This is a genomic window from Streptomyces qaidamensis (assembly GCF_001611795.1).
GTDB classification, from domain to species: Bacteria; Actinomycetota; Actinomycetes; order Streptomycetales; family Streptomycetaceae; genus Streptomyces; species Streptomyces qaidamensis.
Genome location: NZ_CP015098.1, coordinates 4,345,643 through 4,370,265, shown reverse-complemented (window position 1 = coordinate 4,370,265; position 24,623 = coordinate 4,345,643). Strand labels below are relative to the sequence as shown.

General features: G+C 70.9%; 23 protein-coding genes and 4 tRNA genes. 15 read left to right on the top strand and 12 right to left on the bottom strand.

The genetic code is table 11. The features are described 5' to 3' along the window. The first annotated feature begins 23 nt into the window (after positions 1-23). The 4 genes from purD (at position 24) to A4E84_RS19225 (ending at position 6,182) form a co-directional block, all read left to right on the top strand. Positions 24-1,274, top strand: coding sequence for a phosphoribosylamine--glycine ligase (purD, locus tag A4E84_RS19240; RefSeq protein WP_062927768.1), 1,251 nt, complete (start codon positions 24-26; stop codon positions 1,272-1,274). A gap of 394 nt (positions 1,275-1,668) precedes the next feature. Continuing rightward, positions 1,669-3,489, top strand: a complete 1,821-nt coding sequence (locus A4E84_RS19235; RefSeq protein WP_174569439.1) for a hypothetical protein — start codon at positions 1,669-1,671, stop codon at positions 3,487-3,489. A gap of 248 nt (positions 3,490-3,737) precedes the next feature. Next, entirely contained in the window at positions 3,738-5,213 is a 1,476-nt protein-coding gene (locus A4E84_RS19230; protein WP_062927766.1) for a N,N-dimethylformamidase beta subunit family domain-containing protein, read from the top strand. 69 nt (positions 5,214-5,282) lie between these two features. Further along, positions 5,283-6,182 carry a phosphoribosylaminoimidazolesuccinocarboxamide synthase gene (locus A4E84_RS19225; protein ID WP_062927765.1) on the top strand — a complete coding sequence of 300 codons (900 nt, stop codon included), beginning with the start codon at positions 5,283-5,285 and terminating at the stop codon, positions 6,180-6,182. A gap of 51 nt (positions 6,183-6,233) precedes the next feature. Here A4E84_RS19225 and A4E84_RS19220 read toward each other — a convergent pair. The 8 genes from A4E84_RS19220 to A4E84_RS19185 form a co-directional block, all read right to left on the bottom strand. Continuing rightward, positions 6,234-6,309 (bottom strand) — tRNA-Gly (locus tag A4E84_RS19220). A 22-nt stretch (positions 6,310-6,331) separates the two neighbouring features. Next, a complete protein-coding gene (locus tag A4E84_RS19215; RefSeq protein WP_062927764.1) occupies positions 6,332-6,952 on the bottom strand; it encodes a response regulator transcription factor in 621 nt (206 codons plus the stop codon). Continuing rightward, a complete protein-coding gene (locus A4E84_RS19210) occupies positions 6,949-8,232 on the bottom strand; it encodes a sensor histidine kinase (protein WP_062927763.1) in 1,284 nt (427 codons plus the stop codon). The genes A4E84_RS19215 and A4E84_RS19210 overlap by 4 nt, the downstream gene beginning before the upstream one ends. 22 nt (positions 8,233-8,254) lie before the next feature. Further along, a complete protein-coding gene (locus tag A4E84_RS19205; protein WP_062927762.1) occupies positions 8,255-9,058 on the bottom strand; it encodes an ABC transporter permease in 804 nt (267 codons plus the stop codon). Continuing rightward, on the bottom strand, positions 9,055-10,026 hold the full coding sequence (locus A4E84_RS19200) for an ABC transporter ATP-binding protein (protein WP_062927761.1): 972 nt from the start codon (positions 10,024-10,026) through the stop codon (positions 9,055-9,057). Before A4E84_RS19200 ends, A4E84_RS19205 begins: the two co-directional genes overlap by 4 nt. A gap of 132 nt (positions 10,027-10,158) precedes the next feature. Then, positions 10,159-10,231 (bottom strand) — tRNA-Gly (locus A4E84_RS19195). 81 nt (positions 10,232-10,312) lie between these two features. Further along, positions 10,313-10,384, bottom strand: a tRNA-Gly gene (locus tag A4E84_RS19190). Positions 10,385-10,518: 134 nt separating this feature from the next. Beyond that, positions 10,519-10,836 (bottom strand): histone-like nucleoid-structuring protein Lsr2, encoded by a 318-nt coding sequence (locus tag A4E84_RS19185; protein ID WP_062931517.1) that lies wholly within the window; start codon positions 10,834-10,836, stop codon positions 10,519-10,521. A 267-nt stretch (positions 10,837-11,103) separates the two neighbouring features. Between A4E84_RS19185 and purS the strand changes: the two genes are divergently transcribed. From purS to purM, 9 genes are all read left to right on the top strand, one after another. Next, complete coding sequence (gene purS, locus A4E84_RS19180) at positions 11,104-11,367, top strand: phosphoribosylformylglycinamidine synthase subunit PurS (RefSeq protein ID WP_033314267.1); 264 nt, start codon at positions 11,104-11,106, stop codon at positions 11,365-11,367. Then, positions 11,364-12,044, top strand: coding sequence for a phosphoribosylformylglycinamidine synthase subunit PurQ (purQ, locus tag A4E84_RS19175; protein ID WP_062927760.1), 681 nt, complete (start codon positions 11,364-11,366; stop codon positions 12,042-12,044). Before purS ends, purQ begins: the two co-directional genes overlap by 4 nt. Further along, positions 12,041-14,299, top strand: coding sequence for a phosphoribosylformylglycinamidine synthase subunit PurL (purL, locus tag A4E84_RS19170; protein WP_062927759.1), 2,259 nt, complete (start codon positions 12,041-12,043; stop codon positions 14,297-14,299). The genes purQ and purL overlap by 4 nt, the downstream gene beginning before the upstream one ends. A 112-nt stretch (positions 14,300-14,411) precedes the next feature. Then, complete coding sequence (locus tag A4E84_RS19165) at positions 14,412-14,912, top strand: ArsR/SmtB family transcription factor (protein ID WP_062927758.1); 501 nt, start codon at positions 14,412-14,414, stop codon at positions 14,910-14,912. Positions 14,913-14,929: 17 nt separating this feature from the next. After that, a complete protein-coding gene (locus A4E84_RS19160; protein WP_062927757.1) occupies positions 14,930-15,766 on the top strand; it encodes a M23 family metallopeptidase in 837 nt (278 codons plus the stop codon). A gap of 10 nt (positions 15,767-15,776) precedes the next feature. Continuing rightward, positions 15,777-16,574: a maleylpyruvate isomerase family mycothiol-dependent enzyme gene (locus A4E84_RS19155; protein ID WP_062927756.1), complete on the top strand. Its 798-nt coding sequence runs from the start codon at positions 15,777-15,779 to the stop codon at positions 16,572-16,574. Positions 16,575-16,611: 37 nt separating this feature from the next. Beyond that, the gene (locus tag A4E84_RS19150) at positions 16,612-17,385 is read left to right on the top strand and encodes an META domain-containing protein (RefSeq protein ID WP_062927755.1); all 774 of its coding nucleotides are present in this window, start codon (positions 16,612-16,614) and stop codon (positions 17,383-17,385) included. A 63-nt stretch (positions 17,386-17,448) separates the two neighbouring features. Beyond that, positions 17,449-18,978 (top strand): amidophosphoribosyltransferase, encoded by a 1,530-nt coding sequence (gene purF / locus A4E84_RS19145; RefSeq protein ID WP_062927754.1) that lies wholly within the window; start codon positions 17,449-17,451, stop codon positions 18,976-18,978. A gap of 44 nt (positions 18,979-19,022) precedes the next feature. Next, a complete protein-coding gene (gene purM / locus A4E84_RS19140; protein ID WP_033314275.1) occupies positions 19,023-20,090 on the top strand; it encodes a phosphoribosylformylglycinamidine cyclo-ligase in 1,068 nt (355 codons plus the stop codon). A gap of 82 nt (positions 20,091-20,172) precedes the next feature. On the opposite strand, the gene A4E84_RS19135 is transcribed toward purM, so the two are convergent. Then, complete coding sequence (locus tag A4E84_RS19135) at positions 20,173-20,418, bottom strand: DUF3073 domain-containing protein (RefSeq protein ID WP_030251636.1); 246 nt, start codon at positions 20,416-20,418, stop codon at positions 20,173-20,175. A gap of 307 nt (positions 20,419-20,725) precedes the next feature. Beyond that, a complete protein-coding gene (locus A4E84_RS19130; RefSeq protein WP_062927753.1) occupies positions 20,726-21,832 on the bottom strand; it encodes a Leu/Phe/Val dehydrogenase in 1,107 nt (368 codons plus the stop codon). Positions 21,833-22,054: 222 nt separating this feature from the next. Here A4E84_RS19130 and A4E84_RS19125 point away from each other — a divergent pair, with 222 nt between their 5' ends. Then, on the top strand, positions 22,055-22,900 hold the full coding sequence (locus tag A4E84_RS19125) for a DUF8083 family protein (RefSeq protein ID WP_062927752.1): 846 nt from the start codon (positions 22,055-22,057) through the stop codon (positions 22,898-22,900). 599 nt (positions 22,901-23,499) lie between these two features. Next, positions 23,500-23,706: a developmental transcriptional regulator BldC gene (gene bldC, locus A4E84_RS19120; RefSeq protein ID WP_003949541.1), complete on the top strand. Its 207-nt coding sequence runs from the start codon at positions 23,500-23,502 to the stop codon at positions 23,704-23,706. Between the two features lie 463 nt (positions 23,707-24,169). Here the strand turns inward: bldC and A4E84_RS19115 are convergent, their stop codons facing one another. Continuing rightward, entirely contained in the window at positions 24,170-24,361 is a 192-nt protein-coding gene (locus A4E84_RS19115; protein WP_062927751.1) for a DUF6274 family protein, read from the bottom strand. A 156-nt stretch (positions 24,362-24,517) separates the two neighbouring features. Then, positions 24,518-24,592, bottom strand: a tRNA-Asp gene (locus A4E84_RS19110). Positions 24,593-24,623 lie beyond the last annotated feature (31 nt).

Below are 24,623 nucleotides of genomic sequence, written 5' to 3'. Positions count from 1 at the left end.
CGCCTCCCGTTAGGCTGACCCCTGTGAAGGTCCTCGTCATCGGCAGCGGCGCCCGCGAACACGCCCTGTGCCACTCCCTGTCCCACGACCCCGACGTCACCGCGCTGCACTGCGCCCCCGGCAACGCCGGCATCGCCGAGGTCGCCGAGCTGCACCAGGTCGACGCCCTGGACGGCGCCGCCGTGACCGCGCTGGCCACTCGCCTCGGAGCGGAGCTGGTGGTCGTCGGCCCGGAGGCCCCGCTCGTCGCCGGTGTCGCCGACGCCGTGCGCGAGGCGGGCATCCCCGTCTTCGGTCCGTCCGGCCGGGCCGCGCAGCTGGAGGGCTCCAAGGCCTTCGCGAAGGACGTCATGGCGGTGGCCGAGGTGCCCACGGCCCGGTCGTACGTCTGCACCACCCCGGAAGAGGCCGACGCGGCCCTCGACGCCTTCGGGCCCCCCTACGTCGTCAAGGACGACGGGCTCGCCGCGGGCAAGGGTGTCGTCGTCACCGACGACCTCGAAGCGGCCCGGGCCCACGCGGCGGCCTGCGAGCGCGTGGTCATCGAGGAGTACCTCGACGGCCCGGAGGTCTCCCTGTTCGCCGTCACCGACGGTGAGACGGTCGTCCCGCTCCAGCCCGCCCAGGACTTCAAGCGCGCGCTGGACGGCGACGAGGGCCCCAACACCGGCGGCATGGGCGCGTACTCCCCGCTGCCGTGGGCCGACCCGAAGCTGGTCGACGAGGTGCTGCAGACCGTGCTGCAGCCGACCGTGGACGAAATGCAGCGGCGCGGCACACCGTTCTCCGGCCTGCTCTACGCCGGTCTCGCGATCACCTCCCGCGGTGTCCGCGTGATCGAGTTCAACGCCCGCTTCGGCGACCCGGAGACCCAGGTCGTCCTGGCCCGGCTCAAGACGCCGCTGGCCGGGCTGCTGATGGCCGCCGCCACCGGGAACCTCGCCCACCTGGAGCCGCTGCGCTGGAGCGACGATGCGGCCGTGACCGTCGTCGTCGCCTCGCACAACTACCCCGGCACCCCGCGCACCGGTGACCCCATCACCGGTCTCGACGAGGTCGCAGCCCAGGACGCCCCGCACGCGTACGTGCTGCACGCCGGGACCCGGCAGGAGGGGGACGCCGTCGTCAGCGCGGGCGGCCGCGTCCTGTCCGTGACGGCCACCGGCAAGGACCTCACCGAGGCCCGCGACCGTGCCTACGCGGCCGTCGGCCGCATCGGCCTCGACGGCTCCCAGCACCGCACGGACATCGCCGCGAAGGCGGCGGGCGCGTAACCGGTCCACGCGAGGCAGGGAAACCACCCCGCCGCCGATGAACCCCGCAGGCCCCGGATCCGTCTCAGGATCCGGGGCCTGACGTATGCGAGGGGCGTGGTCTGACGTATGCGAGGGGCGTGGTCTGACGTATGCGAGGAGCGGGGCCGGAAGTATGCGAGAGGTGGGGGTCTGATGCTCGCTTCCCGTCATCCACCTCTCCCCAAAGCCATTCCATCGAGTGACCGATGCCCTATCCGGCTGACGAGGGCCGGAGCCCCAACTAGGGTGCGGCGCAAGCGTTCCGGCACTTGGCCCACCGGCATTGCGATGTCAGTGGCGGGTGCCACAGTGGGGGAGTGAGCAAGGGCAGCATCAGGTCGACGGGGAGGGGGTGAGGTCGGTAGTGACCGGAATGGGTGTGGAAGCAGGCGCGCAGGCCGCGCGGGCACGGGCACTGGCCGTGCTGCGCATCCGCAGCCGTGCCCTGGCCGTCGCCCTGCTGCCGGCCGCCGTCGCCGTGATCCTGCTCGCGGGCGCCGCCGGCGACCGCCTGGAGGGCCCTGGCTGGGACACGGCCCGCTGGGTGCTGACGCCGTTCGCGGTCCTCGTGCTGCTCGCCGCCGCGGGGATCGCCCTGGTCGTCGCCCGGGCCCGGCCCGCCATGAGCCCGACGGTCCCGGTCACCGAGGAGGCGGCTCCCGACCTGTACCGGATGGTGCGCGATCTCGCCGACCGCCTCGACGTCCCCGCGCCCTCGGCGATAGCGCTCACCCCGGACTGCGACAGCTGGCTGGAGGACCGCACGCACCCGGCCCACGGCCCGCCCCCGGCCGAGGAGCACCACGACATAGCGGGAGTCGGCAAGCAGGCGCACCGCCGGCACCCCGTCGCGCCGGTCCTCGTCATCGGCTCCCCGTTCCTGTGGTGGATGCGGGTCGGCGAGCTGCGGGCGGTCCTCGCCCCGGTCATCGCCGGTACGGGCCCCTCGGCCCACCCGGACATAGCCGCCGCCCGGCGCTTCGTCCGGGGCCTGGACGCCGCGGTGGCCGTGGCCTCGGCACCCCGCCGCGAGCCGGTCTCGCGGGCGGTGCTCGCCGGGGTCGGCTGGGTCGCCCGGCTTCTGCTGCGCAGTTGCCGCGGTCATGCCGCCGAGATGGAGCGGGGCGTGGCGGCCGCGGCCGCTGAGCGTGCACAGGCTGTGGATTACGGGCTGCGGATCGTCGCCCAGGAGCAGGTGGGCCTGGCGTACGCGGGCTGGGACCGGCTGCTGACCCGGGTGGCGCTGCCCGCCTGGCGGATGGGCCGCTGGCCGTCCCGGCTGGACGCCGGTGTGGTCGCGGCGCTCACGGAACTGTCCCGGCGCGACCGTCTGGCGGAGGGTTTCGCGTCCCGGCTCGGCGAGCGGCCCGCCTGCGATCTCCTGGAGGAGCCGGGCACGGTCGACGAGGCCGCCTCCCTCCTCGCCGCCCGCCTCTTCCACGGCGGCCCCGCCGGGTCGGGGCCCGACTGGTCGCCGGTGGCCTGGAGCGAGTATCCGGACGAGGTCGTCGACCGCAAGTGGCGCCTCGACGCGGCCCGCCTGCACCGCGTCCTGGACACCATGGGCGTCCGCCCCGCCTCCGCCCCCGCTGCCCCCGCGACCGGCGCCCCCACACTGTCCCGGGTCCTCGACCACCTGGCGGACCCGGGCACCGCACGGACAGCTGGGACCGCCCCGGCCGGCAGCACCGCAGGAGGGCCGGCCGTCTCCGCGCCGGACCCCGCCCCGCCCCAGGCCCTCGGCGCAGAAGACCCCCTCGACGACGAGGACCTCTCCGGTACGACGGCCCCCAGCGCCACCCTCGCCGCCCGGCTCAGCGCCGAACTGGCCCGTGAGGAGGCCGCCCCCCCCCCGGCGACCCCGTCGCCCGCCTCGCCGTCGCCCGCCTCCGACGCCGCGGCGCTCTGGGACGACCGGGCCCTGCCCCTCTTCCCCCTCCAGCCCCCGCGCACCGCCAGGGAACTGCTCGCCGATCACCTCACCGCGATGGTCTGCTGCGCCGCGATGGACACCGCCGGCGCGACTCCCGGCCTGGACTGGCTGGACGGCCCCACCCTCCTGATCGACGGTGAGCGTACGGCCGATCTGGCGCCCAAGGTCCTCACCCTCATCGAGGACGGCGACGCCACCCCCCTGCGGGTCTGGCTCTCCCAGCTCGGCATACGCCCGGAGAAGCCCGTCCGCCTCGGCTGACCACCGGAGCACCCACTTCCGGTTCTGGCCAATTCGAAACGAACAGTGACGAAGCGCGCGCGTTATGTGATGTGCTGGGACCGTTCGCGCGCAGGGCAAGGGCTTGCGACATACGACAAGCACATAGGCACGAAGGCATCGCACCCACCGCAGAACACCGCACACACCACACCGGCACCGCACAGAGCACACCGGCACACAGCACACCGGCAGACACCACCACGGGGGCAAGGGGAGGGGAAGCAACCATGGGTTCGGAGCAGATCCGCCGCTGGGAGTCGGGAGCGCTCGCGCACGCCGTGACGGATCCCTTCGGCCAGGGCCCCGTCCCGTGGCTGCGCGGCAACGTGACGTATTTCGACGACTCGGGCCAGGTCGTCCCCTGGTACGCGGACCAGGACGCCCCCCACCCGTCGAAGAAGGGCAGCCGCTCGGGCGGCCCCCGCGCGGCCGACGACGTCCACCGTCAGATCAAGGGCTTCACCTCCACCGGCGCGGTCGCGCCCGGTGAGGCCATCGACTTCCACATCACCGTCGACCCGCCACAGCAGTTCGCCGTCGACATCTACCGCATCGGCCACTACGGCGGTGACGGCGCCGCGAAGATCACCACCAGCCCGCGCCTGTCCGGCATCGTCCAGCCCGCGCCGCTGACCGCGGACCGCACGGTCTCCTGCCACCACTGGTGGCTGTCCTGGCGGCTCCAGGTCCCGTCGTACTGGAACGTCGGCGCGTACGTCGCCGTCCTCACCACCGCCGACGGCTACCGCTCCCACGTCCCCTTCACCGTCCGCCACGACCAGCCCGCCGACCTGCTGCTCGTGCTGCCCGACGTCACCTGGCAGGCCTACAACCTCTACCCGGAGGACGGCCGCACCGGCGCCAGCCTCTACCACGCCTGGGACGAGAAGGGCCGGCTGCTCGGCGAGTCCGAGGCCGCCACGACGGTCTCCTTCGACCGCCCGTACGCGGGCGCCGGCCTCCCCCTCCACGTCGGTCACGCCTACGACTTCATCCGCTGGGCCGAGCGCTACGGCTACGACGTCGCCTACGCCGGCGCCGTCGACCTGCACGCGGGCCGCGTCGACCCGGCCCGCTACCGGGGACTGGTCTTCCCGGGCCACGACGAGTACTGGTCGGCGGACATGCGCCGGACCGTGGAGCGCGCCCGCGACGCCGGCACCTCGCTGGTCTTCCTCTCCGCCAACTCCATGTACTGGCAGGTGGAGCTCGGCCCCTCCCCGTCCGGCGTCCCCGACCGGCTGCTGACCTGCCGCAAGCGCAGGGGCCCGGGCAAACCGGTGCTGTGGCGGGAGATCGACCGGGCGGAGCAGCAACTCCTGGGCATCCAGTACGCCGGGCCCGTCCCCGAGCCGCACCCGCTGATCGTGCGCAACGCCGGGCACTGGCTGTGGGAGGCGACCGGGGCGCACGAGGGCGACGAGATCGAGAACCTGGTGGCGGGCGAGGCGGACCGCTACTTCCCGCGCACCCCGCTGCCCGAGCACGAGGAGCGCATGCTGCTCGCCCACTCCCCGTACGCCGACAAGGAGGGCGTCCTCCGCCACCAGGAGACATCGCTGTACCGCGCCCCCTCCGGTGCCTGGGTCTTCGCAGCAGGAACGTTCGCCTGGTCCCCGGCTCTGGACCGCCCCGGCCATGTCGACCCGCGTATCCAGCGCGCCACCGCCAATCTCCTGGACCGCATCTGCAAACGCGACTGACCCACTGTCCGTGATCGAGCCCGGATACGGGAGAATCGAGCCACTTGGACAGAATTACGGGGAGGAACCGTGTCCGGATTCGTCGAAAAGCCCGAGCCGATCCAGGTTCCGGGCCTGGTGCATCTGCACACCGGCAAGGTGCGCGAGCTGTACCGCAACGAGGCGGGCGACCTCGTGATGGTCGCCAGCGACCGCATGTCCGCCTACGACTGGGTGCTGCCGACCGAGATCCCCGACAAGGGCCGGATCCTCACCCAGCTCTCCCTGTGGTGGTTCGATCGGCTCGCCGACCTGGTCCCGAACCACGTCCTGAGCACGGAACTGCCCGCTGGCGCTCCCGCCGACTGGGCGGGCCGCACCCTGATCTGCAAGTCGCTGCAGATGGTGCCCGTGGAGTGCGTGGCCCGCGGCTACCTCACCGGCTCGGGCCTCGCCGAGTACAACGAGACCCGCACGGTCTGCGGCCTCGCCCTGCCGGAGGGCCTCACCGACGGCAGCGAACTGCCCGCCCCGATCTTCACCCCGGCCACCAAGGCCGCCGTCGGCGAGCACGACGAGAACGTCTCCTACGAGGAGGTCGCCCGCCAGGTCGGCGCGGACACCGCGGCCCGGCTGCGCCAGGCGACCCTCGCCGTCTACTCCCGGGGCCGGGGCATCGCCCGGGAGCGGGGCATCATCCTCGCGGACACCAAGTTCGAGTTCGGCTTCGAGGGCGACGACCTGGTCCTCGCGGACGAGGTCCTCACCGCGGACTCCTCCCGCTTCTGGCCGGCCGACCAGTGGCAGCCGGGCCGTGCGCAGCCGTCGTACGACAAGCAGTTCGTCCGCGACTGGCTGACCTCGCCGGAGTCCGGCTGGGACCGGGGGAGCGAGCAGCCGCCGCCCGCCCTGCCCCAGCAGGTCGTCGACGCCACCCGCGCCAAGTACGTCGAGGCCTACGAGCGCCTGACCGGTACGAGCTGGTCGTAAGCCGTCAAGGAAATGGAGAAGCCCCCCGGCCGGAACCGGGGGGCTTCTCGATGGAGCGAACGACGAGGTTCGAACTCGCGACCTCAACCTTGGCAAGGTTGCGCTCTACCAACTGAGCTACGTTCGCATGCGCCGTGGCGCGAGAACCACTATACCCAACCTCGCTCCCGCGCGAGCCGTACCGCCGCATGCCGGTTCTCCGCCCCCAGCTTCGACACGGCCGACGACAGATAGTTCCGCACGGTCCCCTGCGACAGCGCGGCCCGCTCGGCGATCTCCGCGACGGGAGCCCCGTCGGCGGCCAGTTCCAGGACCTCGGCCTCTCGCGCGGTCAGCGGCGAGTCCCCGGCGGCGATCGCGTCGGCGGCCAACTCCGGGTCGACGTAACGGTTCCCTGCGTGCACCGTACGGATGAGCTCAGCGAGCCGCTGTGCGCTCACGGTCTTGGGCACGAACCCCCGCACCCCCGCCTCCAGCGCCCGCTTCAGATGCCCGGGCCGCCCGTGACTGGTGACGATGAGGACCCGGCAGCCGGGCAGTTCGGCCCGCAGCGATGTGGCGACCTTCACACCGTCGGCGCCGGGCATCTGGAGGTCCAGCACGGCGACATCCGGCTTGTGCGCCCGGGCCATCGCCATCGCCTCGGGGCCGGTGGCCGCCTCGGCGACGACGACGAGGTCGTCCTCCAGCGACAGCAGCGCGGCGAGCGCCCCCCGGATGAGGTGCTCGTCATCGGCGAGCAGCAGCCGGATGGGTTCCACGGCCGTCACGAGGTGACCTCACTCACAGGGCGCGCCGCGATGACGGCCGGGGCGGCGCCGGGAGGGGCGGACGGCGACGGCAGCGGGATCTCCGCCGTCAGCCGGAACAGCCCTCGCCCCACGGGGCCGGCCTCCAGCGTCCCCTCGATCTCCGCGAGGCGTTCCCGCAGCCCGGCGAGCCCCGAACCGGACGGTTGGGCCCCGGACTCCTTCCCCGCCTCGCTCACCCCGTCGTTCTCCACGGACAACACCACGCGCCCCTCCAGCACCCGCAGCCGCACCGCACACCGCCGTGCGTCCCCATGCCGCAGGACGTTCGTCGCGGCCTCCCGAACCACCCACCCCAGGGCGGACTGCACCGTTGCCGGCAGCCCGGCCACCGGTGCCCCGCCGACCGTGCACTCGATGCCGGCCGCCGCCAGCACCCCTTGCGCACCGGCGAGTTCCGAGCCGAGGTCGGCTTCCCGGTAGCCGCGCACGACCTCCCGCACCTCCCGCTGTGACTCCCGCGCGAGCCGCTGCACCTCGACCATCTGCGTCACGGCCTCCGGCCGCCCCCGCTGGGCCAGCTGCACGGCCAGCTCGCTCTTGAGGGCGATCACGGCCAGGTTGCGCCCCATGACGTCGTGCAGATCCCGCCCGAACCTCAGCCGCTCCTCGGCGACGGCGAGCCGGCTCCGGGTCTCACGGGCCTCGTCGAGTCGGTAGACGGCGTTCAGCAGCCAGATGGAGAAGACGGCCGTGAAGGCGATGAACACGCCGCCGATCAGCACGATCAGTGCCGTGACAAGCGCCGTGAGCGCGGAGGCCCCGAGCGCGAACGCCACGGTCCAGGTGCCTGCCGCGAAGCCCCCCGCGATGGCGAACGCGCGTCGCCGGTCGCGGACGCCGAGCGCGATGATGCCGGGACCGAAGATCAGGATCACCCCGAAGACGCCACCGGCGGCGGTGTCGACGTCCTCGCCCTGGGGTCCGTGCTCGGCGATGCCGATCGCGGCGGCGGCGATCACGGCGGTGACGGCGGCCAGTGTCCACAGCAGCCCGGTGGGCTGGGGCCTGCGGCCACGCGTCCAGTCGATCGCCCGGGACACGGTCACGAAGCAGAGGCCGGCGTGCACGGCCACCACCGCCATGACGGCACTGCCCAGCCGTGCCCCGAGCGGGGCCACGGACGTGAGCCCGACGGAGAAGAACTCCATCACCGCGAAGAAGTGGAACGACCACCGCGTGTACGTCTCGACCTTCTCCGGCGTGCTCTTGTGCCGCCACCACCTGCCCGGCGTGCGCATCGGCCCGTCACTCCCCCTTCGGTCAGCGCCGCGGTTCCCAGCGGAACCACCGCCGTACAGCAAACACCGCGATGAGGATCCAGGCCATGGCGGTCGCGAGAGCGCCCAGCGCCTCGTACCCGGAGAGGTTCCCGGCCCAGCCGCCGCGCACCAGCGTGACGACGGGCGTCAGCGGCAGCAGCTCGCATACGGAGGCCACCTTGTCCGGCAGCAGCTCCAGCGGTACGAACATGCCGGAGCCGATCATCGATATCAGCAGCAGCGGCATGGGCGTGGCCTGGGCGCTCTCGCCGGTCCGGGTGAAACTCGCGGTGGCCGCGGCGAGGGCCGAGCACATCACGAGCCCCAACAGCAGGCCGATGACGACCAGATGGGGCGCCGACGGTGCGGTCAGGTCCAGCAGGGCGACACAGCCCACCGTCAGCAGCAGGCACTGGGCCAGCCCGGTGAGGGCGGCCGGCAGCGCGGAGCCGGCCAGGATCTCGGCGTCCCGCAGCTCACCGGTGCGCAGCCGCTTGAGGACGAGCTCCTCACGCCGGACGACGAACACGCCGACGAGCACCGAGTAGACGGCGAACAGCAGGGAGAAGCCGACCGCGGCGGGCAGCACCAGCGTGCCGGTGCTCAGCCCCGCCCCGGCGAGGTCCATCTCCTCCGCCGCCGAGCGCACGCTGACCGGCATCACCAGCGGCACGAACAGCGCGGCGGCGAGCGCGCCCTTGGTCCGCCCCAGCAGGGTCAGTTCGGCGCGGGCGAGCGCGGTCATCCGGCTCAGCGGGGTCGTCGCCGCCGTGGCCTGCCGGGGCGTCGTCTGCGTGGCGCTCATGCCGCGTACTCCTTCGTCGTCGTTCCCGGGGCCCGCTCCGCCGAGACGTTCTTGGCGATCCCGAGGAACGCCTCCTCCAGGGAGGCCGAGCGCACGTCCAGGCGGCGCAGCTCCACTCCGGCCTGCGCGGCCCACACCAGCAGCTCCGTGGCCGTCCGCTGCAGTTCGCGGGTGCGGAGCCGGACGATCCGGCCGTCGGTCTCGTGCCCGGACACGCCCAGCTCGGCGAGCGGCGGGAGGTCGCCGAGGAAGTAGCCGTCGGGCAGCTCGAAGGAGATCCGGGAGGGTTCCGCGGCGGTCACCTCGGCCGGTGTCCCGGTGGTGGCGATGTGGCCGTCGTGCATGATCGCGAGCCGGTCGGCGAGGTTCTCGGCCTCCTCCAGGTAGTGCGTGGTCAGCAGCACTGTCGTCCCGCCGTCGCGCAGCGCGCTCACCAACTCCCAGGTGGCCCGGCGGCCTTCGGCGTCCAGCCCGGTGGACGGCTCGTCGAGGAAGAGCACCTCGGGATCGCCGAGCAGGGCGAGCGCCAGGTCGAGACGGCGCCGCTGGCCGCCGGACAGCTGCTTGACCCGGGTGCCGGCCTTCGTCTCCAGGCCGACCAGGGCCAGCACCTCCGCGGGCGGCCGTGCCCCGCTCACACATCCCGCCCACATCCGCGCGGTCTCCGCGACGGTGAGCTCGGAGGGGAAGCCGCCTTCCTGGAGCATCACGCCGGTGCGGGGCCGTACGGCGGCCCGCTCGGTGTACGGGTCGTGCCCGAGGACCCGCACCCGTCCGCCGGCCGGCTCGGCGAGGCCCTCCAGGAGTTCGACGGTGGAGGTCTTGCCCGCGCCGTTGGTGCCGAGCAGCGCGAAGATCTCCCCACGTCGGACGGAAAAGCTGATTCCGCGTACCGCCTCGAACCCGCCCCCGTACACACGTCGCAGGTCAGTGACCTCAATCACGTGTTCGTGTCCGTTGGTTTCCATGCTTCAAGCGTCCCGGCCGTGCGGGCCCGGAAGCAGTGCGCGCTGTCATCATTCGGCATGACAAATGTCAGGGCGGCCGCTCGGGAGCACGAAGAAGACCCCGGTCCTGATGGACCGGGGTCTTCATTCCCGAGCGGACGACGAGGTTCGAACTCGCGACCTCAACCTTGGCAAGGTTGCGCTCTACCAACTGAGCTACGTCCGCATGTGCTCCCGATCGGCTTTCACCGACCGGTGCAGGCACCAGCCTACCTGATCCACGACAGTGGCCGGTACGGCGATGCAGAGCGGGTGACAGGAATCGCACACTGCGCCTTCCCCCTGGAAGGGGGATGTTCTACTACTGAACTACACCCGCATGTTTCCGTGAGCCGGGCCTTTCGGCCTCGCCCCTCGGCGTGCTCCAGACTCTAGCTGATCAGCCCGGGTGCTGCGCAAGTCGGTTGCCGCGAGGGGCGGGTGGCCGGCCGTGGGGCCGGGCTCGACGGGCCGTCACTGGGCGGCGGTGAACGCCTCGTAGACCCTCTTGGGGATGCGCCCGCGCGCGGGGACCTCCATCTTGTTGGCCTGGGCCCAGGCGCGCACGGCCGACGGGTCGGGGGCGACCTCCGTCTGCCGGTAGGCCTTGCCCGAGCGGGACCGCTTGCGGCCGGCCTCCACGTAGGGCGCGAGCGCCTGCCGCAGTTCCCCGGCGTTGACTTCGCTCAGGTCGATCTCGTACGACTTGCCGTCCAGTCCGAAGGCGATCGTTTCCGTCGCTTCCGAGCCGTCGATGTCGTCAAAGAGAGTGACCACGACCTTCTGCGCCACGAATATCGGTCCCTTCATGCGGCACTTTGCCAATTCATTTGTACAGTGCCTGGCAATACATTGTGAAGCCCGACTAAATCCTTCCGCGTGTCAGAAGGCAATGGGTGCCGGGTGTCGATCCGGAATCTTTCCCGAAAATTCAGCGTGTGGGTCCGTCGATGCCGGATCGTGATGACGGTCACGTAGTTTCCTACAAGTCAACGCGCGTAGAAATTTTGTGCGGGTAGTCTGAAGGAACCTGCTCAGCACCACACACCGGGAGTGCCAGTGGCACGCGTCGTAGTCGACGTCATGCTCAAGCCGGAGATCCTCGACCCCCAGGGCCAGGCGGTGCAGCGCGCACTGCCGCGGCTGGGTTTCGACGGGATCTCGGACGTCCGCCAGGGAAAGCGTTTCGAACTGGAAGTTGACGGGCCGGTCGACGAGGCCGCCCTCGCCCGCATTCATGATCTTGCGGAGTCCTTCCTCGCGAACACCGTGATCGAGGACTTCACGATCCGCGTCGAGGAAGTCGCGGAGGCCGTGAAGTGACCGCTCGTATTGGCGTCGTCACTTTTCCCGGCAGTCTGGACGACCGTGACACACAGCGCGCGATCCGGGTCGCCGGCGCCGAACCGGTCGCCCTGTGGCACAAGGACAAAGACCTCAAGCAGGTCGACGCCGTGGTGTTGTGCGGTGGTTTCTCCTACGGCGACTATCTGCGCGCCGGGGCCATCGCCCGTTTCTCGCCGGTGATGGAGCCCCTGCTGGAGCAGGCGAAGGCCGGTCTGCCGGTGCTCGGCATCTGCAACGGCTTCCAGATCCTCACCGAGGCCCATCTGCTGCCGGGCACGATGCTGCGCAACGACCACCTGCACTTCATCTGCCGCGACCAGAAGCTGCGCGTGGAGAACGCCGAGACCTCCTGGACCACCGACTACTCGGCCGGCCAGGAGATCCACATCCCGCTGAAGAACAACGACGGGCAGTACGTCGCCGACGCGTACACGCTCGACAAGCTGGAGGCCGAGGGCCGTGTCGCCTTCCGGTACCTCGACTTCAACCCGAACGGCTCGCAGCGGGACATCGCCGGCGTCAGCAACGAGGCCGGCAACGTGGTCGGCCTCATGCCGCACCCCGAGCACGCCGTCGAGCCGCTGATCGGTACGGGTCGTACCGACGGCCTGCCGTTCTTCACCTCGATCCTCAAGAAGCTGGTCAACGTATGAGCCGGACGCCTCTGGACACGGTCGAGCACGCGGCCGCGACCCCCGACGTCGAGCTGCCCTGGGCCGAGCTGGGCCTGAAGAAGGACGAGTACGAGCGGGTCGTGGAGATCCTCGGCCGCCGGCCCACCGGGGCCGAACTCGCCATGTACTCGGTGATGTGGTCGGAGCACTGCTCGTACAAGAGCAGCAAGGTGCACCTGCGCCAGTTCGGCGAGAAGGCCCCCGAGTCCGACGCGATGCTCGTCGGCATCGGCGAGAACGCCGGTGTGGTCGACGTCGGCCAGGGCTACGCGGTCACCTTCAAGGTGGAGTCGCACAACCACCCCTCTTACGTCGAGCCCTACCAGGGCGCGGCCACCGGCGTCGGCGGCATCGTCCGCGACATCATCGCCATGGGCGCCCGCCCGGTCGCGGTGGTCGACCCGCTGCGCTTCGGCGCGGCCGACCACCCCGACACCAAGCGCGTCCTGCCGGGCGTCGTCGCGGGCATCGGCGGCTACGGCAACTGCCTGGGTCTGCCGAACATCGGCGGCGAGGTCGTCTTCGATGCCTGCTACCAGGGCAACCCGCTGGTCAACGCCGGTGCCATCGGCGTCATGCGGCACGAGGACATCCACCTCGCGAAGGCTTCCGGCGCCGGCAACAAGGTCATCCTGTACGGGGCCCGGACCGGCGGCGACGGCATCGGCGGCGCGTCCATCCTGGCCTCGGAGACCTTCGACGACGCCAAGCCGAGCAAGCGCCCTGCCGTGCAGGTCGGCGACCCCTTCCAGGAGAAGCTCCTCATCGAGTGCACCCTGGAGGCCTTCGCCGAGAAGCTCGTCGTCGGCATCCAGGACCTCGGCGCGGCCGGTCTGTCCTGCGCCACCTCCGAGCTCGCCTCGAACGGCTCGGGCGGCATGCGCGTCACCCTGGACGACGTCCCGCTGCGCGACTCCACGCTCTCGCCCGAGGAGATCCTCATGAGCGAGTCGCAGGAACGCATGTGCGCGGTCGTCGAGCCGGAGAAGGTCGACCGCTTCCTGGAGATCTGCGAGAAGTGGGACGTCATCGCCACCGTCATCGGTGAGGTGACCGACGGCGACCGCCTGGAGATCTACTGGCACGGCGGCAAGATCGTCGACGTCGACCCGCGCACGGTCGCCCACGAGGGCCCGGTCTACGAGCGCCCCTACGCCCGCCCGTCCTGGCAGGACGAGCTGCAGGCGGACGACGCGAACAAGCTGCCGCGGCCGGAGACGTCCGAGGAGCTGAAGGACCAGGTCCTGAAGCTGGTCGGCTCTCCGAACCAGGCCTCCAAGTCCTGGATCACCAGCCAGTACGACCACTTCGTGCAGGGCAACACCGTCCTCGCCCAGCCCGAGGACTCCGGCATGATCCGGATCGACGAGGAGACCGGCCTCGGCGTGGCCATCGCCACGGACGGCAACGGCCGGTACGCCAAGCTCGACCCGTACCACGGCGCCCAGCTGGCCCTGGCGGAGGCGTACCGCAACGTCGCCACCACGGGCGCCAAGCCGCTCGCCGTCTCCGACTGCCTGAACTTCGGCTCGCCCGAGGACCCGGCGGTGATGTGGCAGTTCGCGGAGGCCGTGCGCGGTCTCGCCGACGCCTGCCGGCAGCTTGGCACCCCGGTGACCGGCGGCAACGTCTCCCTCTACAACCAGACGGGCGAGGCGGCCATCCACCCGACCCCGGTCGTCGCGGTCCTCGGCGTCATCGACGACGTGGCCCGCCGCACGCCCGTCGCCTTCCAGGAGGAGGGCCAGCTGCTCTACCTCCTCGGCGACACGCGTGAGGAGTTCGGCGGCTCGGCCTGGTCGCAGGTGATCCACGACCACCTCGGCGGCCTGCCTCCGAAGGTCGACCTGGAGCGCGAGCGGCTGCTGGCCGAGATCCTGATCTCCGCCTCCCGCGACGGGATGATCGACTCCGCGCACGACCTGTCCGACGGCGGTCTGATCCAGGCGGTCGTCGAGTCGGCGCTGCTGGGGGAGAAGGGCGCCCGCCTGATCGTCCCGGACGGTCTGGACGCCTTCACCTTCCTCTTCTCCGAGTCGGCCGGCCGCGCGGTCGTGGCCGTGCCGCGTTCGGAGGAGGTCCGCTTCAACGACATGTGCGGTGCGCGGGGTCTGCCCGTCACCCGCATCGGTGTCGTCGACGGCGACACCGTGGACGTCCAGGGCGAGTTCGCGCTCCCCCTGTCCGAGCTGCGCGAGACGCACGAGGGCACGATCCCGGCCCTGCTGAAGTAGGCAACCGTCCCGAAGCCCCCGCCCGGTCCGCCGGGCGGGGGCTTCGCCATGCTCGGACGGATACGCGCGCCCGACTCTTGCGCGTAATTACGTAGTTCCGTAAAATCGAAGAATGGAGCTGGAGCAACGCGTCACAGACCTTGAACGCCGTCTGATGGCCCTGGAGGGCGCCCGGCACACCGGCCCCCGGATCGACGGGGGCGACTTCTGGGCTCTGGACGGGCTGAGGGAGCAGCTGTCCGAGGCGGGGGTGGCCGACGGCGGTGTCCTCTACACGGGCTCCGTGGGCCTGCCGACGGGTGAGGAGTACTCCTGGCAGATGACCGTCCTCACGGAGGACCTGCTGGAGGGCGACGGGACGACGGCCGCAGAGTCGTTCGCGGCGCTCGGCCACCCGGTCCGGATCCGTCTGCTCCGCGAGATCCTCGGCGGCCGGCGCACCGCCACCGAACTCGCCGAGCTGGACGAGGTCGGCACGACCGGCCAGATCTACCACCACCTGAGCCGGCTCACCGCCACGGGCTGGCTCCACACGACCGGCCGGGGCCGCCACGAGGTGCCACCGGGGCGGGTCGTACCCCTCCTGGTGGCACTGGCGACGACCCGCCCGTAGCGAACCGGGGGAACCGCATGTCCGCTCGAAAACTCGGCATGGTGACCTACCGCGTTCTGTGGCTGGTCTTCCTCGGCCTCATAGCCGCCGACCTGGGTTTCGGCCTGTCGGCGGGCCCCTGGTGGTGGAACTTCGCGCCGGTGCTCCTGGCGTACGCCGTCGTCGTCCTGGTGAACCGGTGGGGCGGTGCCCCGGACCGGCCGCGCGCGGCCCGTGCGCCCGTCGAGGTCGCCCCGCCCGTCACCGGCCGCTGGTCCGCGCTGAACAGCCCGGCCGACCGCACCCCCAGCCACGGCGTGCACAGCTACGGCCAGACCTTCGCCATCGACATCCTGGCCGAGCCCGAGCCGGGTGCCCGCCCGGCCTTCGGGTGGCTGTGGCCGCTCGCCCGCCGCCCCCAGGACTTCCCGGCCTACGGCGCCCCCGTCCTGGCGGTCGCCGGCGCAACGGTCGTACGAGCGCAAGGCCGGCAGCGCGACCACCTCAGCCGCACCTCCCTGCCAGGGCTGCTGTACCTGATGCTTCCCGAGGGGATGGTGCGCGAGGTCGCGGGCGTCAGCCGCATCCTCGGCAACCACCTCGTCCTCGACCTCGGCGACGGCACCTTCGCCGCCTACGCCCACCTCCAGCGCGGCTCCCTCACCGTCCGCGAGGGCGACCGCGTCCGCGCCGGACAGGTGATCGCCCGCTGCGGCAACTCCGGCAACTCCTCCGAACCACACCTGCACTTCCAGCTGATGGACGACCCGGACCCGGACGCGGCCCGGGGCGTGCCCTTCACCTGGCAGGGCATCGGCGTGCCCCGCAACGGGGAGACCTTCGAGGCGCCCCCCACCGTCACAGCCCGCACTTAGGCTGACCCCTATGCCACCCGCCAGGAAGCGCACCCGCAGCCACGACCCCGCCAAGATCCGCGCAGCCGTGCTCGCCCAGTTCGGGAACGTACGGCAGGCCGTCCTGGATCTCACCCCCGAGCAGCTGGCCCTGCCCACCCGGCTCGGCGACTGGACGGTGCGGGAGCTGGCCGCGCACGTGACCATGGCCGTGGAGACCGTCAGCCGCAACCTCGACCGCGAGGAACCGGCCAAGGCGGACCTGGCCCTGCTCGACTGGCCCTTCGCCACCGCCGCCCGCGCCCCCGGCATCGCCGACGACACCCGGCGGCTCGCCGAGGCCAACCCCGACCTCGACGCCCTCTACGCGAGCACCGCGCAGCGCCTCACCAAGGGCTTGGCCGACGCTCCCGGCACCCGCCTGCTCCCCACCCGCACCGGCGCCCTGCCCCTCGCGGACTACCTCGTCACCCGAACCGTCGAACTCGTCGTCCACACCGACGACCTCAACGCCGCCGTCCCCGGCCTGGACATCCCCTACGACCGTCAGGCCCTGGCCGCCTGCACGCGGCTGCTCGCGGACGCGCTGGCCGCGAAGGCGCCCGGCGGTTCGACGGAGGTGCGGGTGCCGCCGTACGCGGTGGTGCAGTGCGTGGAGGGGCCGCGGCACACCCGGGGCACCCCGCCCAACGTCGTCGAGACGGACCCGCTGACCTGGATCCGGCTGGCGACCGGGCGGGTGGGATGGGCGCAGGCTGTCCAGGACGCCAAGGTCAGCGCGAGCGGAGAGCGGGCGGACCTGTCGGCCCACCTGCCCCTGATGAAATAAGGGGAACCGATCCCCCCGGGTCGTCCGTCGAAGTGGCATGGACAGGCAGAAGCAGCGCATGACCCTGACGGCGGCCGCCATGCTCGTCCCGCTCATGGCGGCCTGTGGCAGCGAGAAGGCGGACAGCGGCAGCGGCTCGGTCGGTGCCGAGCGGCCGATCACCGGTGTGCGGTGGAGCGTGGACAGCGTCACCGCGGACGGCCGGACGCAGCAGGCCCCCGCAGGGGCCCACGTGACCATCGACAAGGGCCGGGCCGAGGGCAGCTTCGGCTGCAACAACTTCAGCGCCGAGGCCACCGTCGACGGCGACCGCGTCCGGCTCGGCAGGACCATGGCCACCGAGATGGCCTGCGAGAACAAGCCCATGGCGTTCGAGAAGACCCTCGCGCGGGCCTTCTCCGACCAGGAGCTGAAGGCGAAGGTGGACGACGACCGTCTCACCCTCACCACCGGCCGGGGCGACACCGTCCGGCTGACCGAGGCGAAGGACGCCCCGCTGGCCGGCACCAAGTGGACCGTCACGACACCGAAGGCCGACGGCCGTGCCCACCTCACCTTCGACGAGAAGAAGGGCACCGTCTCCGGCCGCCTCGGCTGCAACAAGGTGAACGCCAAGGCCACGGTCAGCGACGGCCATATCACCCTCGGCCCCCCGGCCACGACCCGAATGATGTGCGAAGACTCACTCATGGCCGCCGAGAAGACCCTGCTGCGACTTTTCGACGGGAAGCCGAAGTACCGAGTCGATCACCAAACCCTCACGCTGACCAGCGAAAACGGGACGAGTGTGCGAGCGGTCGCCGAGCGGTGATCCACCGGAAAGTCCGGTATCCCCAATTCGGACCAGTGGTCGACCTCGCCTACACTCGGTGGCGTGCCACGTGGTGACGGACGACTCAACCACGACCTGCTCCCCGGAGAGAAGGGCCCCCAGGACGCTTGTGGCGTCTTCGGTGTCTGGGCTCCGGGCGAAGAGGTCGCCAAGCTCACGTACTTCGGGCTCTACGCCCTCCAGCATCGAGGCCAGGAATCCGCGGGAATCGCGGTCAGCAACGGCTCACAGATCCTCGTCTTCAAGGACATGGGCCTGGTCTCCCAGGTATTCGACGAGACCTCCCTCGGTTCGCTCCAGGGTCACATCGCGGTCGGACACGCCCGCTACTCGACCACCGGTGCCTCCGTCTGGGAGAACGCCCAGCCGACCTTCCGCGCGACCGGACACGGATCCATCGCGCTCGGCCACAACGGCAATCTCGTCAACACCGCCCAGCTCGCCGAGATGGTCGCCGACCTGCCCAAGCAGGAAGGCGGCCGCACCCCGCGCGTCGCGGCGACCAACGACACCGACCTGCTCACCGCGCTCCTGGCGGCCCAGGTCGACGAGGACGGCAAGCCCATGACCATCGAGGAGGCCGCCCACGCGGTCCTCCCACAGGTCAAGGGAGCCTTCTCGCTCGTCTTCATGGACGAGCACACCCTGTACGCGGCCCGCGACCCGCAGGGCATCCGCCCGCTGGTCCTCGGCCGCCTGGAGCGCGGCTGGGTGGTCGCCTCCGAGTCCGCCGCCCTCGACATCTGCGGCGCCAGCTACGTCCGCGAGATCGAGCCGGGCGAGTTCGTCGCCATCGACGAGAACGGCCTGCGCACCTCCCGCTTCGCGGAAGCGAAGCCCAAGGGCTGCGTCTTCGAGTACGTGTACCTGGCCCGACCGGACACCGACATCGCCGGCCGGAACGTGTACCTCTCCCGCGTGGAGATGGGCCGCAAGCTCGCCAAGGAAGCCCCGGTCGAGGCCGACCTGGTGATAGCGACCCCGGAGTCCGGCACACCCGCGGCGATCGGATACGCGGAAGCCTCCGGCATCCCGTTCGGCGCCGGCCTGGTGAAGAACGCCTACGTCGGCCGGACGTTCATCCAGCCCTCGCAGACCATCCGCCAGCTGGGCATCCGCCTGAAGCTGAACCCGCTGAAGGAAGTCATCAAGGGCAAGCGCCTGGTCGTCGTCGACGACTCGATCGTGCGCGGCAACACCCAGCGGGCCCTGGTCCGCATGCTCCGCGAGGCGGGAGCGGCCGAGGTCCACATCCGGATCTCCTCGCCGCCCGTGAAGTGGCCCTGCTTCTTCGGCATCGACTTCGCCACCCGCGCCGAGCTCATCGCCAACGGCATGACGATCGACGAGATCGGCACCTCCCTGGGCGCCGACTCCCTGGCCTACATCTCCATCGACGGCATGATCGAGGCGACCACCATCGCCAAGCCGAACCTGTGCCGCGCCTGCTTCGACGGCGAGTACCCGATGGAGCTCCCGGACCCCGAGCTGCTCGGCAAGCAGCTGCTGGAGACGGAGCTGGCCGCCGGCCCGGCCGCCACGGCCGCCGCCGACGCGATCCGCCGCCCGTAGACGGCCCGTAACACCTGCCGTACGACACAAAGGTTCTTATCGTCATGCCTGACACAACTGGTGCCAGCTACGCAGCCGCGGGCGTCGACATCGAAGCGGGCGACCGCGCCGTCGAACTGATGAAGGAGTGGGTGAAGAAGGCCCAGCGCCCCGAGGTCCTCGGCGGCCTCGGCGGCTTCGCCGGCCTCTTCGACGCCTCCGCCCTGAAGAAGTACGAGCGGCCGCTGCTCGCCTCCGCCACGGACGGCGTCGGCACCAAGGTCGACATCGCCCGCCAGCTGGGCGTCTACGACAGCATCGGCCACGACCTGGTCGCCATGGTCATGGACGACATCGTGGTCTGCGGCGCCGAGCCGCTGTTCATGACCGACTACATCTGCGTCGGCAAGGTCCACCCCGAGCGGGTCGCCGCCATCGTCAAGGGCATCGCCGAGGGCTGTGTGCTCGCCGGCTGCGCCCTGGTCGGCGGCGAGACGGCCGAACACCCGGGCCTGCTCGGCGAGGACGACTTCGACGTCGCCGGCGCCGGAACCGGCGTCGTGGAGGCCGACCGGCTGCTCGGCGCGGATCGCATCCGTACGGGTGACGCGGTGATCGCCATGGCGTCCTCCGGGCTTCACTCGAACGGGTACTCCCTCGTCCGCCACGTCCTGCTGAACCAGGCGGGCCTGGCGCTGGACGCGCACATCGAGGAGCTCGGCCGCACCCTCGGCGAGGAGCTGCTGGAGCCGACGAAGATCTATTCGCTGGACTGCCTGGCCCTGATGCGCACCACCGAGGTGCACGCCTTCAGCCACGTCACCGGCGGCGGGCTCGCGGCCAACCTGGCGCGGGTCGTCCCGGACGACCTGCACGCGATCGTGGACCGCTCCACCTGGACGCCGGCCCCGATCTTCGACCTCGTCGGCCGGACGGGCAGCGTCGAGCGCCTGGAGCTCGAGAAGACCCTGAACATGGGCGTCGGCATGATCGCGATCGTGCCCCAGGAGTCCGTGGACGTCGCCCTGGCGACCCTCACCGACCGCGGCGTGGACGCCTGGGTGGCCGGAGAGATCACGGACCGGGGCGAGCACCCCACCGGTGCCGCCCTGATCGGTGACTACGCGAGCTGAGGCACGGGGTCGTGACCCTGCACGCAGCACAGAACCCGGTCGGTGACCGAAGTCACCGACCGGGTGAGTGCTCAGTGCAGGGTCAAGCGCCGCGACGATGCTGCGAGGACTGGTCGTCCTCGTCGTCGTCGTCCTCGTAGAGGTCGGCGTACCTTGCGTACAGGTCGTCGTCCTCATCGTCTTCGAACGGCTCGCCGTTAGGCGGCTGCGGATTCGAAGGCGATGCACCCAGCTCCTCGGCCAGGCGTGAGAGGTCAGTCCCACCGCTGTTGTACTTCAGCTGGCGGGCGACCTTCGTCTGCTTGGCCTTGGCCCGGCCGCGCCCCATGGCTCGACCCCCTCAACGACGGGGCTCGACGGCCCCAGAGTCTTGACACGCGTTCATGGTCCGGCACGGCCTCTCCGCGGAGAGACCGGTCCGTAGGGCTTCCACGGTACCTGAGCCCGCGCCCATACGGTACGTCGCCCGCATGACGTGCCCGCGCCCAGGACCTTCGAGGCGCCCCGTCCTCGCTGGTCAACCGCGATTTTAACCACTTATCGGCGGTCGACCCGCCGGTAGAAGTGAGAGTTCTCTCTAACTGCCCACCGGCGGGTACCGGCCAAACGTACGAGGCGCCCCGGATGGCCCGGAGTCAGCGCGCTCGGCGGGCCAGGGCCGCGTCGTGCATCCGCTGCTCGGCGATCCGGTCGGCCGCCGCGGCCGGCGGAATGCCATCTTCCTTCGCACGTGCGAATATGGCCAGCGTGGTGTCGAAGATCTTCGACGCCTTCGCCTTGCACCGGTCGAAGTCGAAGCCGTGCAGCTCGTCGGCGACCTGGATGACCCCGCCGGCGTTCACCACGTAGTCCGGCGCGTAGAGGATCCCGCGGTCCGCGAGGTCCTTCTCCACGCCCGGGTGGGCGAGCTGGTTGTTGGCGGCGCCGCAGACCACCTTGGCGGTCAGCGCGGGCACCGTGTCGTCGTTCAGGGCGCCGCCGAGCGCGCAGGGGGCGTAGATGTCGAGGCCCTCGGCGCGGATCAGGGTCGCGGTGTCGGCGACGGCCGTCACCCCCGTCGGGTGCGCGGCGAGGATCCGGCCCACGGCCTCCTCGCGCACGTCCGTGATGACGACCTCGGCGCCCTCCGCCCGCAGGTGCTCCACCAGGTGGTGGCCGACCTTGCCGACGCCCGCGATGCCGACCCGCTTGCCGCGCAGCGAGGGGTCGCCCCACAGGTGCTGGGCGGAGGCCCGCATGCCCTGGTAGACGCCGTAGGCGGTGAGGACGGAGGAGTCCCCGGCGCCGCCGTTCTCGGGAGAGCGGCCGGTCGTCCAGCGGCACTCGCGTGCCACGACGTCCATGTCGGCGACGTACGTACCGACGTCGCAGGCCGTGACGTAGCGCCCGCCCAGGGAGGCGACGAACCGGCCGTAGGCGAGGAGGAGCTCCTCGGTCTTGATCTTCTCCGGGTCGCCGATGATCACGGCCTTGCCGCCGCCGTGGTCGAGACCGGCCATGGCGTTCTTGTACGACATGCCGCGGGCGAGGTTCAGCGCGTCGGCGACGGCCTCGGCCTCGTTCGCGTACGGGTAGAAGCGCGTACCGCCGAGCCCGGGGCCCAGAGCGGTGGAGTGGAGGGCGATGACGGCCTTGAGGCCGCTCGCGCGGTCCTGGCAGAGCACGACTTGCTCATGTCCGCCCTGGTCCGAGTGGAACAGGGTGTGCAGTACATCAGCAGGTGCGCCGGTTACGTCGGTCACTGTGGTGACTCCTGAGTAGGTGCGGCGGGTGGAGACCAGCCCTCGTGCGGGTGGCGGGGACTGTTGAGCATGAGATTAGAGCCTGGTGGCCCCGCCGGCCGCACAGCGCACAGGATCACCTCCGACCGGAGTACAGCCGTGGGACGATTTGCATAGATTTCCCGCGCGATCGTGAGTGGGTTCCGCAGGTTTTCGCGGCGGTGCGCGGGGGAGGGAGCAGGCGTGCCCAAGGTGACCTCGGTGATCGTCCCCTACGCGACCTACCTGCGCGTGTACGAACCGCTGGCCGCCTTCCCCGAGCCGGAGCGCAGCCACTGGGCCCGCTACGCCCGCCGCACGGACCGGCCTTCGTACCAGGACGAACTCCGGCGCGCCCTGGCCGACTTGGCTCCCACCCCGCCGGTGGCGGTGCCGGTGCACGAGAGCCAGGACGCCTTGGTGCTCGACGTCGACGGCGTGGTGTGCGTCTGCCCCTGGCGCACCCGGCTGCGCGGCTGGCTGGCCCTGGACGAGCTCAGCGAGGAGCTGCCCCCGCCGGTCATGGACGCGGTCCTTCCGCCCGTCCTGCGGCGCCAGGCCTCCCAGGACTACGAGCGCTGGCTGGCGATCAACCCGGACGCCCGGCCGTGGATCCGTACGGCCACTTGGCAGGTGCCGATCAACTGGTTCGTGCTGGTCTCCGACGAGGAGCGCGAGTACGACAAGGGCGCCTCCGTCGACAGCCCGCCCGTGCTGCGCTACCGCACCCCCATGGTCCAGGCCCGGCGGCGGGTGGCCCGGGGCCTGCGCGCCCTGAAGGAGGCCATGGACGAGGGGCCGCTGATCGACGGCCTGGTGGACGTCGGGCGCTGGCTGGAGGAGTTCCACCCGCGCTCGCTCGTGGAGCTGGACTACGGCGGCCTGGTGCACGCGGTGCCGGCCGGGGCACTGGAGGCGGACCACTCCGCGGCGGACGTGGCCGAGGGCATCGCCGCGCTGCGCAGGGGCGACGGGGCCGCCGCGGGGAAGGCGTACGCCCGGCTCGTGGAGCGCTGGCGTTCCGTGCGGGATCTGCGGTCGGCCAACTGACCCCTGACCTTGATGTCCGTACAGACCGCTCGCATTCGGTCACGAACTGACGTTTGACGAACCGCCCGATTTGGGGTTTCGTCCTCGCACCGAGTTCCTGAAGCGGGCTGTGCGTCTCCTGAGGCTTCGTCAACAAGGGACGTAGGGCCCGATCCGGGCAGACCTCTCAAGTAGGCCAAGCGTGACGGACTACACGTACGAGGCTCTTGCGTCCCTTGCCCCCCCTCATGCCAAAATAGGACAAGGAGTCCGGGGAGGGCTCCTTCCGTCCCATGGTCTTGCACTTTGGGCGGAATCTCAGCATTGCACGCTTTGGGGGGTCTCGTGACTTCCTGATCACCCTGTGACTGATCGTCACAGCGGTGTGACTGTCCGCTATGGCATGGTCCATCGGCTTCCGTCGCTGATGAACACCTGGAGGGGCAATTCCATCGGTTTGGCCGACGCGGCTGGACAGATGGTGTAGTTGTAGTGCCGAGGACAAGCCGTTCGTCCTATAACCGACTCGACTCGCGTCCGCCATTTCGGGCAACGCGGGTCAAGGTGCAGAATTTAGAGGAAAGAACCGAGAAGGTTCGGTTCTCCCGAGGAGGCCGCTCATGACCGCTCGCACCCCTGATGCCGAGCCGCTGCTGACCCCGGCTGAGGTCGCCACCATGTTCCGCGTGGACCCGAAGACGGTCACGCGGTGGGCGAAGGCCGGCAAGCTCACGTCGATCCGCACGCTCGGCGGGCATCGGCGCTACCGCGAGGCCGAGGTCCGCGCTCTGCTCGCGGGCATCCCGCAGCAGCGCAGCGAGGCCTGAACAACTGAATAACCGGGCAAACCGGCTGGTTCCCCCAACTGGCCGCGACGTCCGGACCACAGCTCCACACGACGCGGGGTCCTGCCCCAACAGGCCCCTCGCCCCAGCCGTTCAAGGCTTTCCAGGCATACAACAGGGTGCGTCGTCGATCGCGCTGGACTCCGCCGGGTCCAGCGCGATCTTTTTTGTGCGCCCGCGATGGGTCTGCCGATCCGGCTGTGAGCAGCCTTGTAGGAGCCTGGGGAAGGGTGTCGGATCAGCTGTGCGCGGCACCTCGGTCAGGGTGCAATTGCACATATTAAATTGACCCTTTGTAGGCGAGGTGTAAGTACCGCACTTTCCAAAACTCATGCGGTGACACCCGTCACATACCAAGCGGCTTGTTAGCTCTGCCGCAGGTGCTGTAGAGGAGCCGCCGCCTCCAGCAGCCCGTCCCTGCACGGGCGTTGAGGCTGCTCGTGGATCATGCGGGCGCCGGGCTCTCGTCCTCCTGGGCCCGGCCCGTGCCCTGAGCGGCACGCGGCGCGGACTCCAACGCCAGCCGCAGCAGGCGATGGCAGATCGGGCAGTGCCGGGTGAGATGCCGGTACGACGACGCGGCCGACAGGTGCGCGCGCAGCAGAGCCCGCGTCTCATGCCTCGCCCCTGCCGCCATGTGCCACCTCCAGGAGGCCGCACGGACGACGGCCCTGGTTCTGGGGTACCTACGGATTGAGGGGCCGTCAAGACGGCGTGTGGCGGCCCGAAGGGCTCACGGCGAGGTCAGCGCACACAAAAGAGCCCGGATCCGAAGATCCGGGCTCTTTCACTGCGGTCCTGACGGGATTTGAACCCGCGGCCTCCACCTTGACAGGGTGGCGAGCACTCCAAACTGCTCCACAGGACCAGGTTTCGCGGCGCCATTCGTGCGTTGCGCT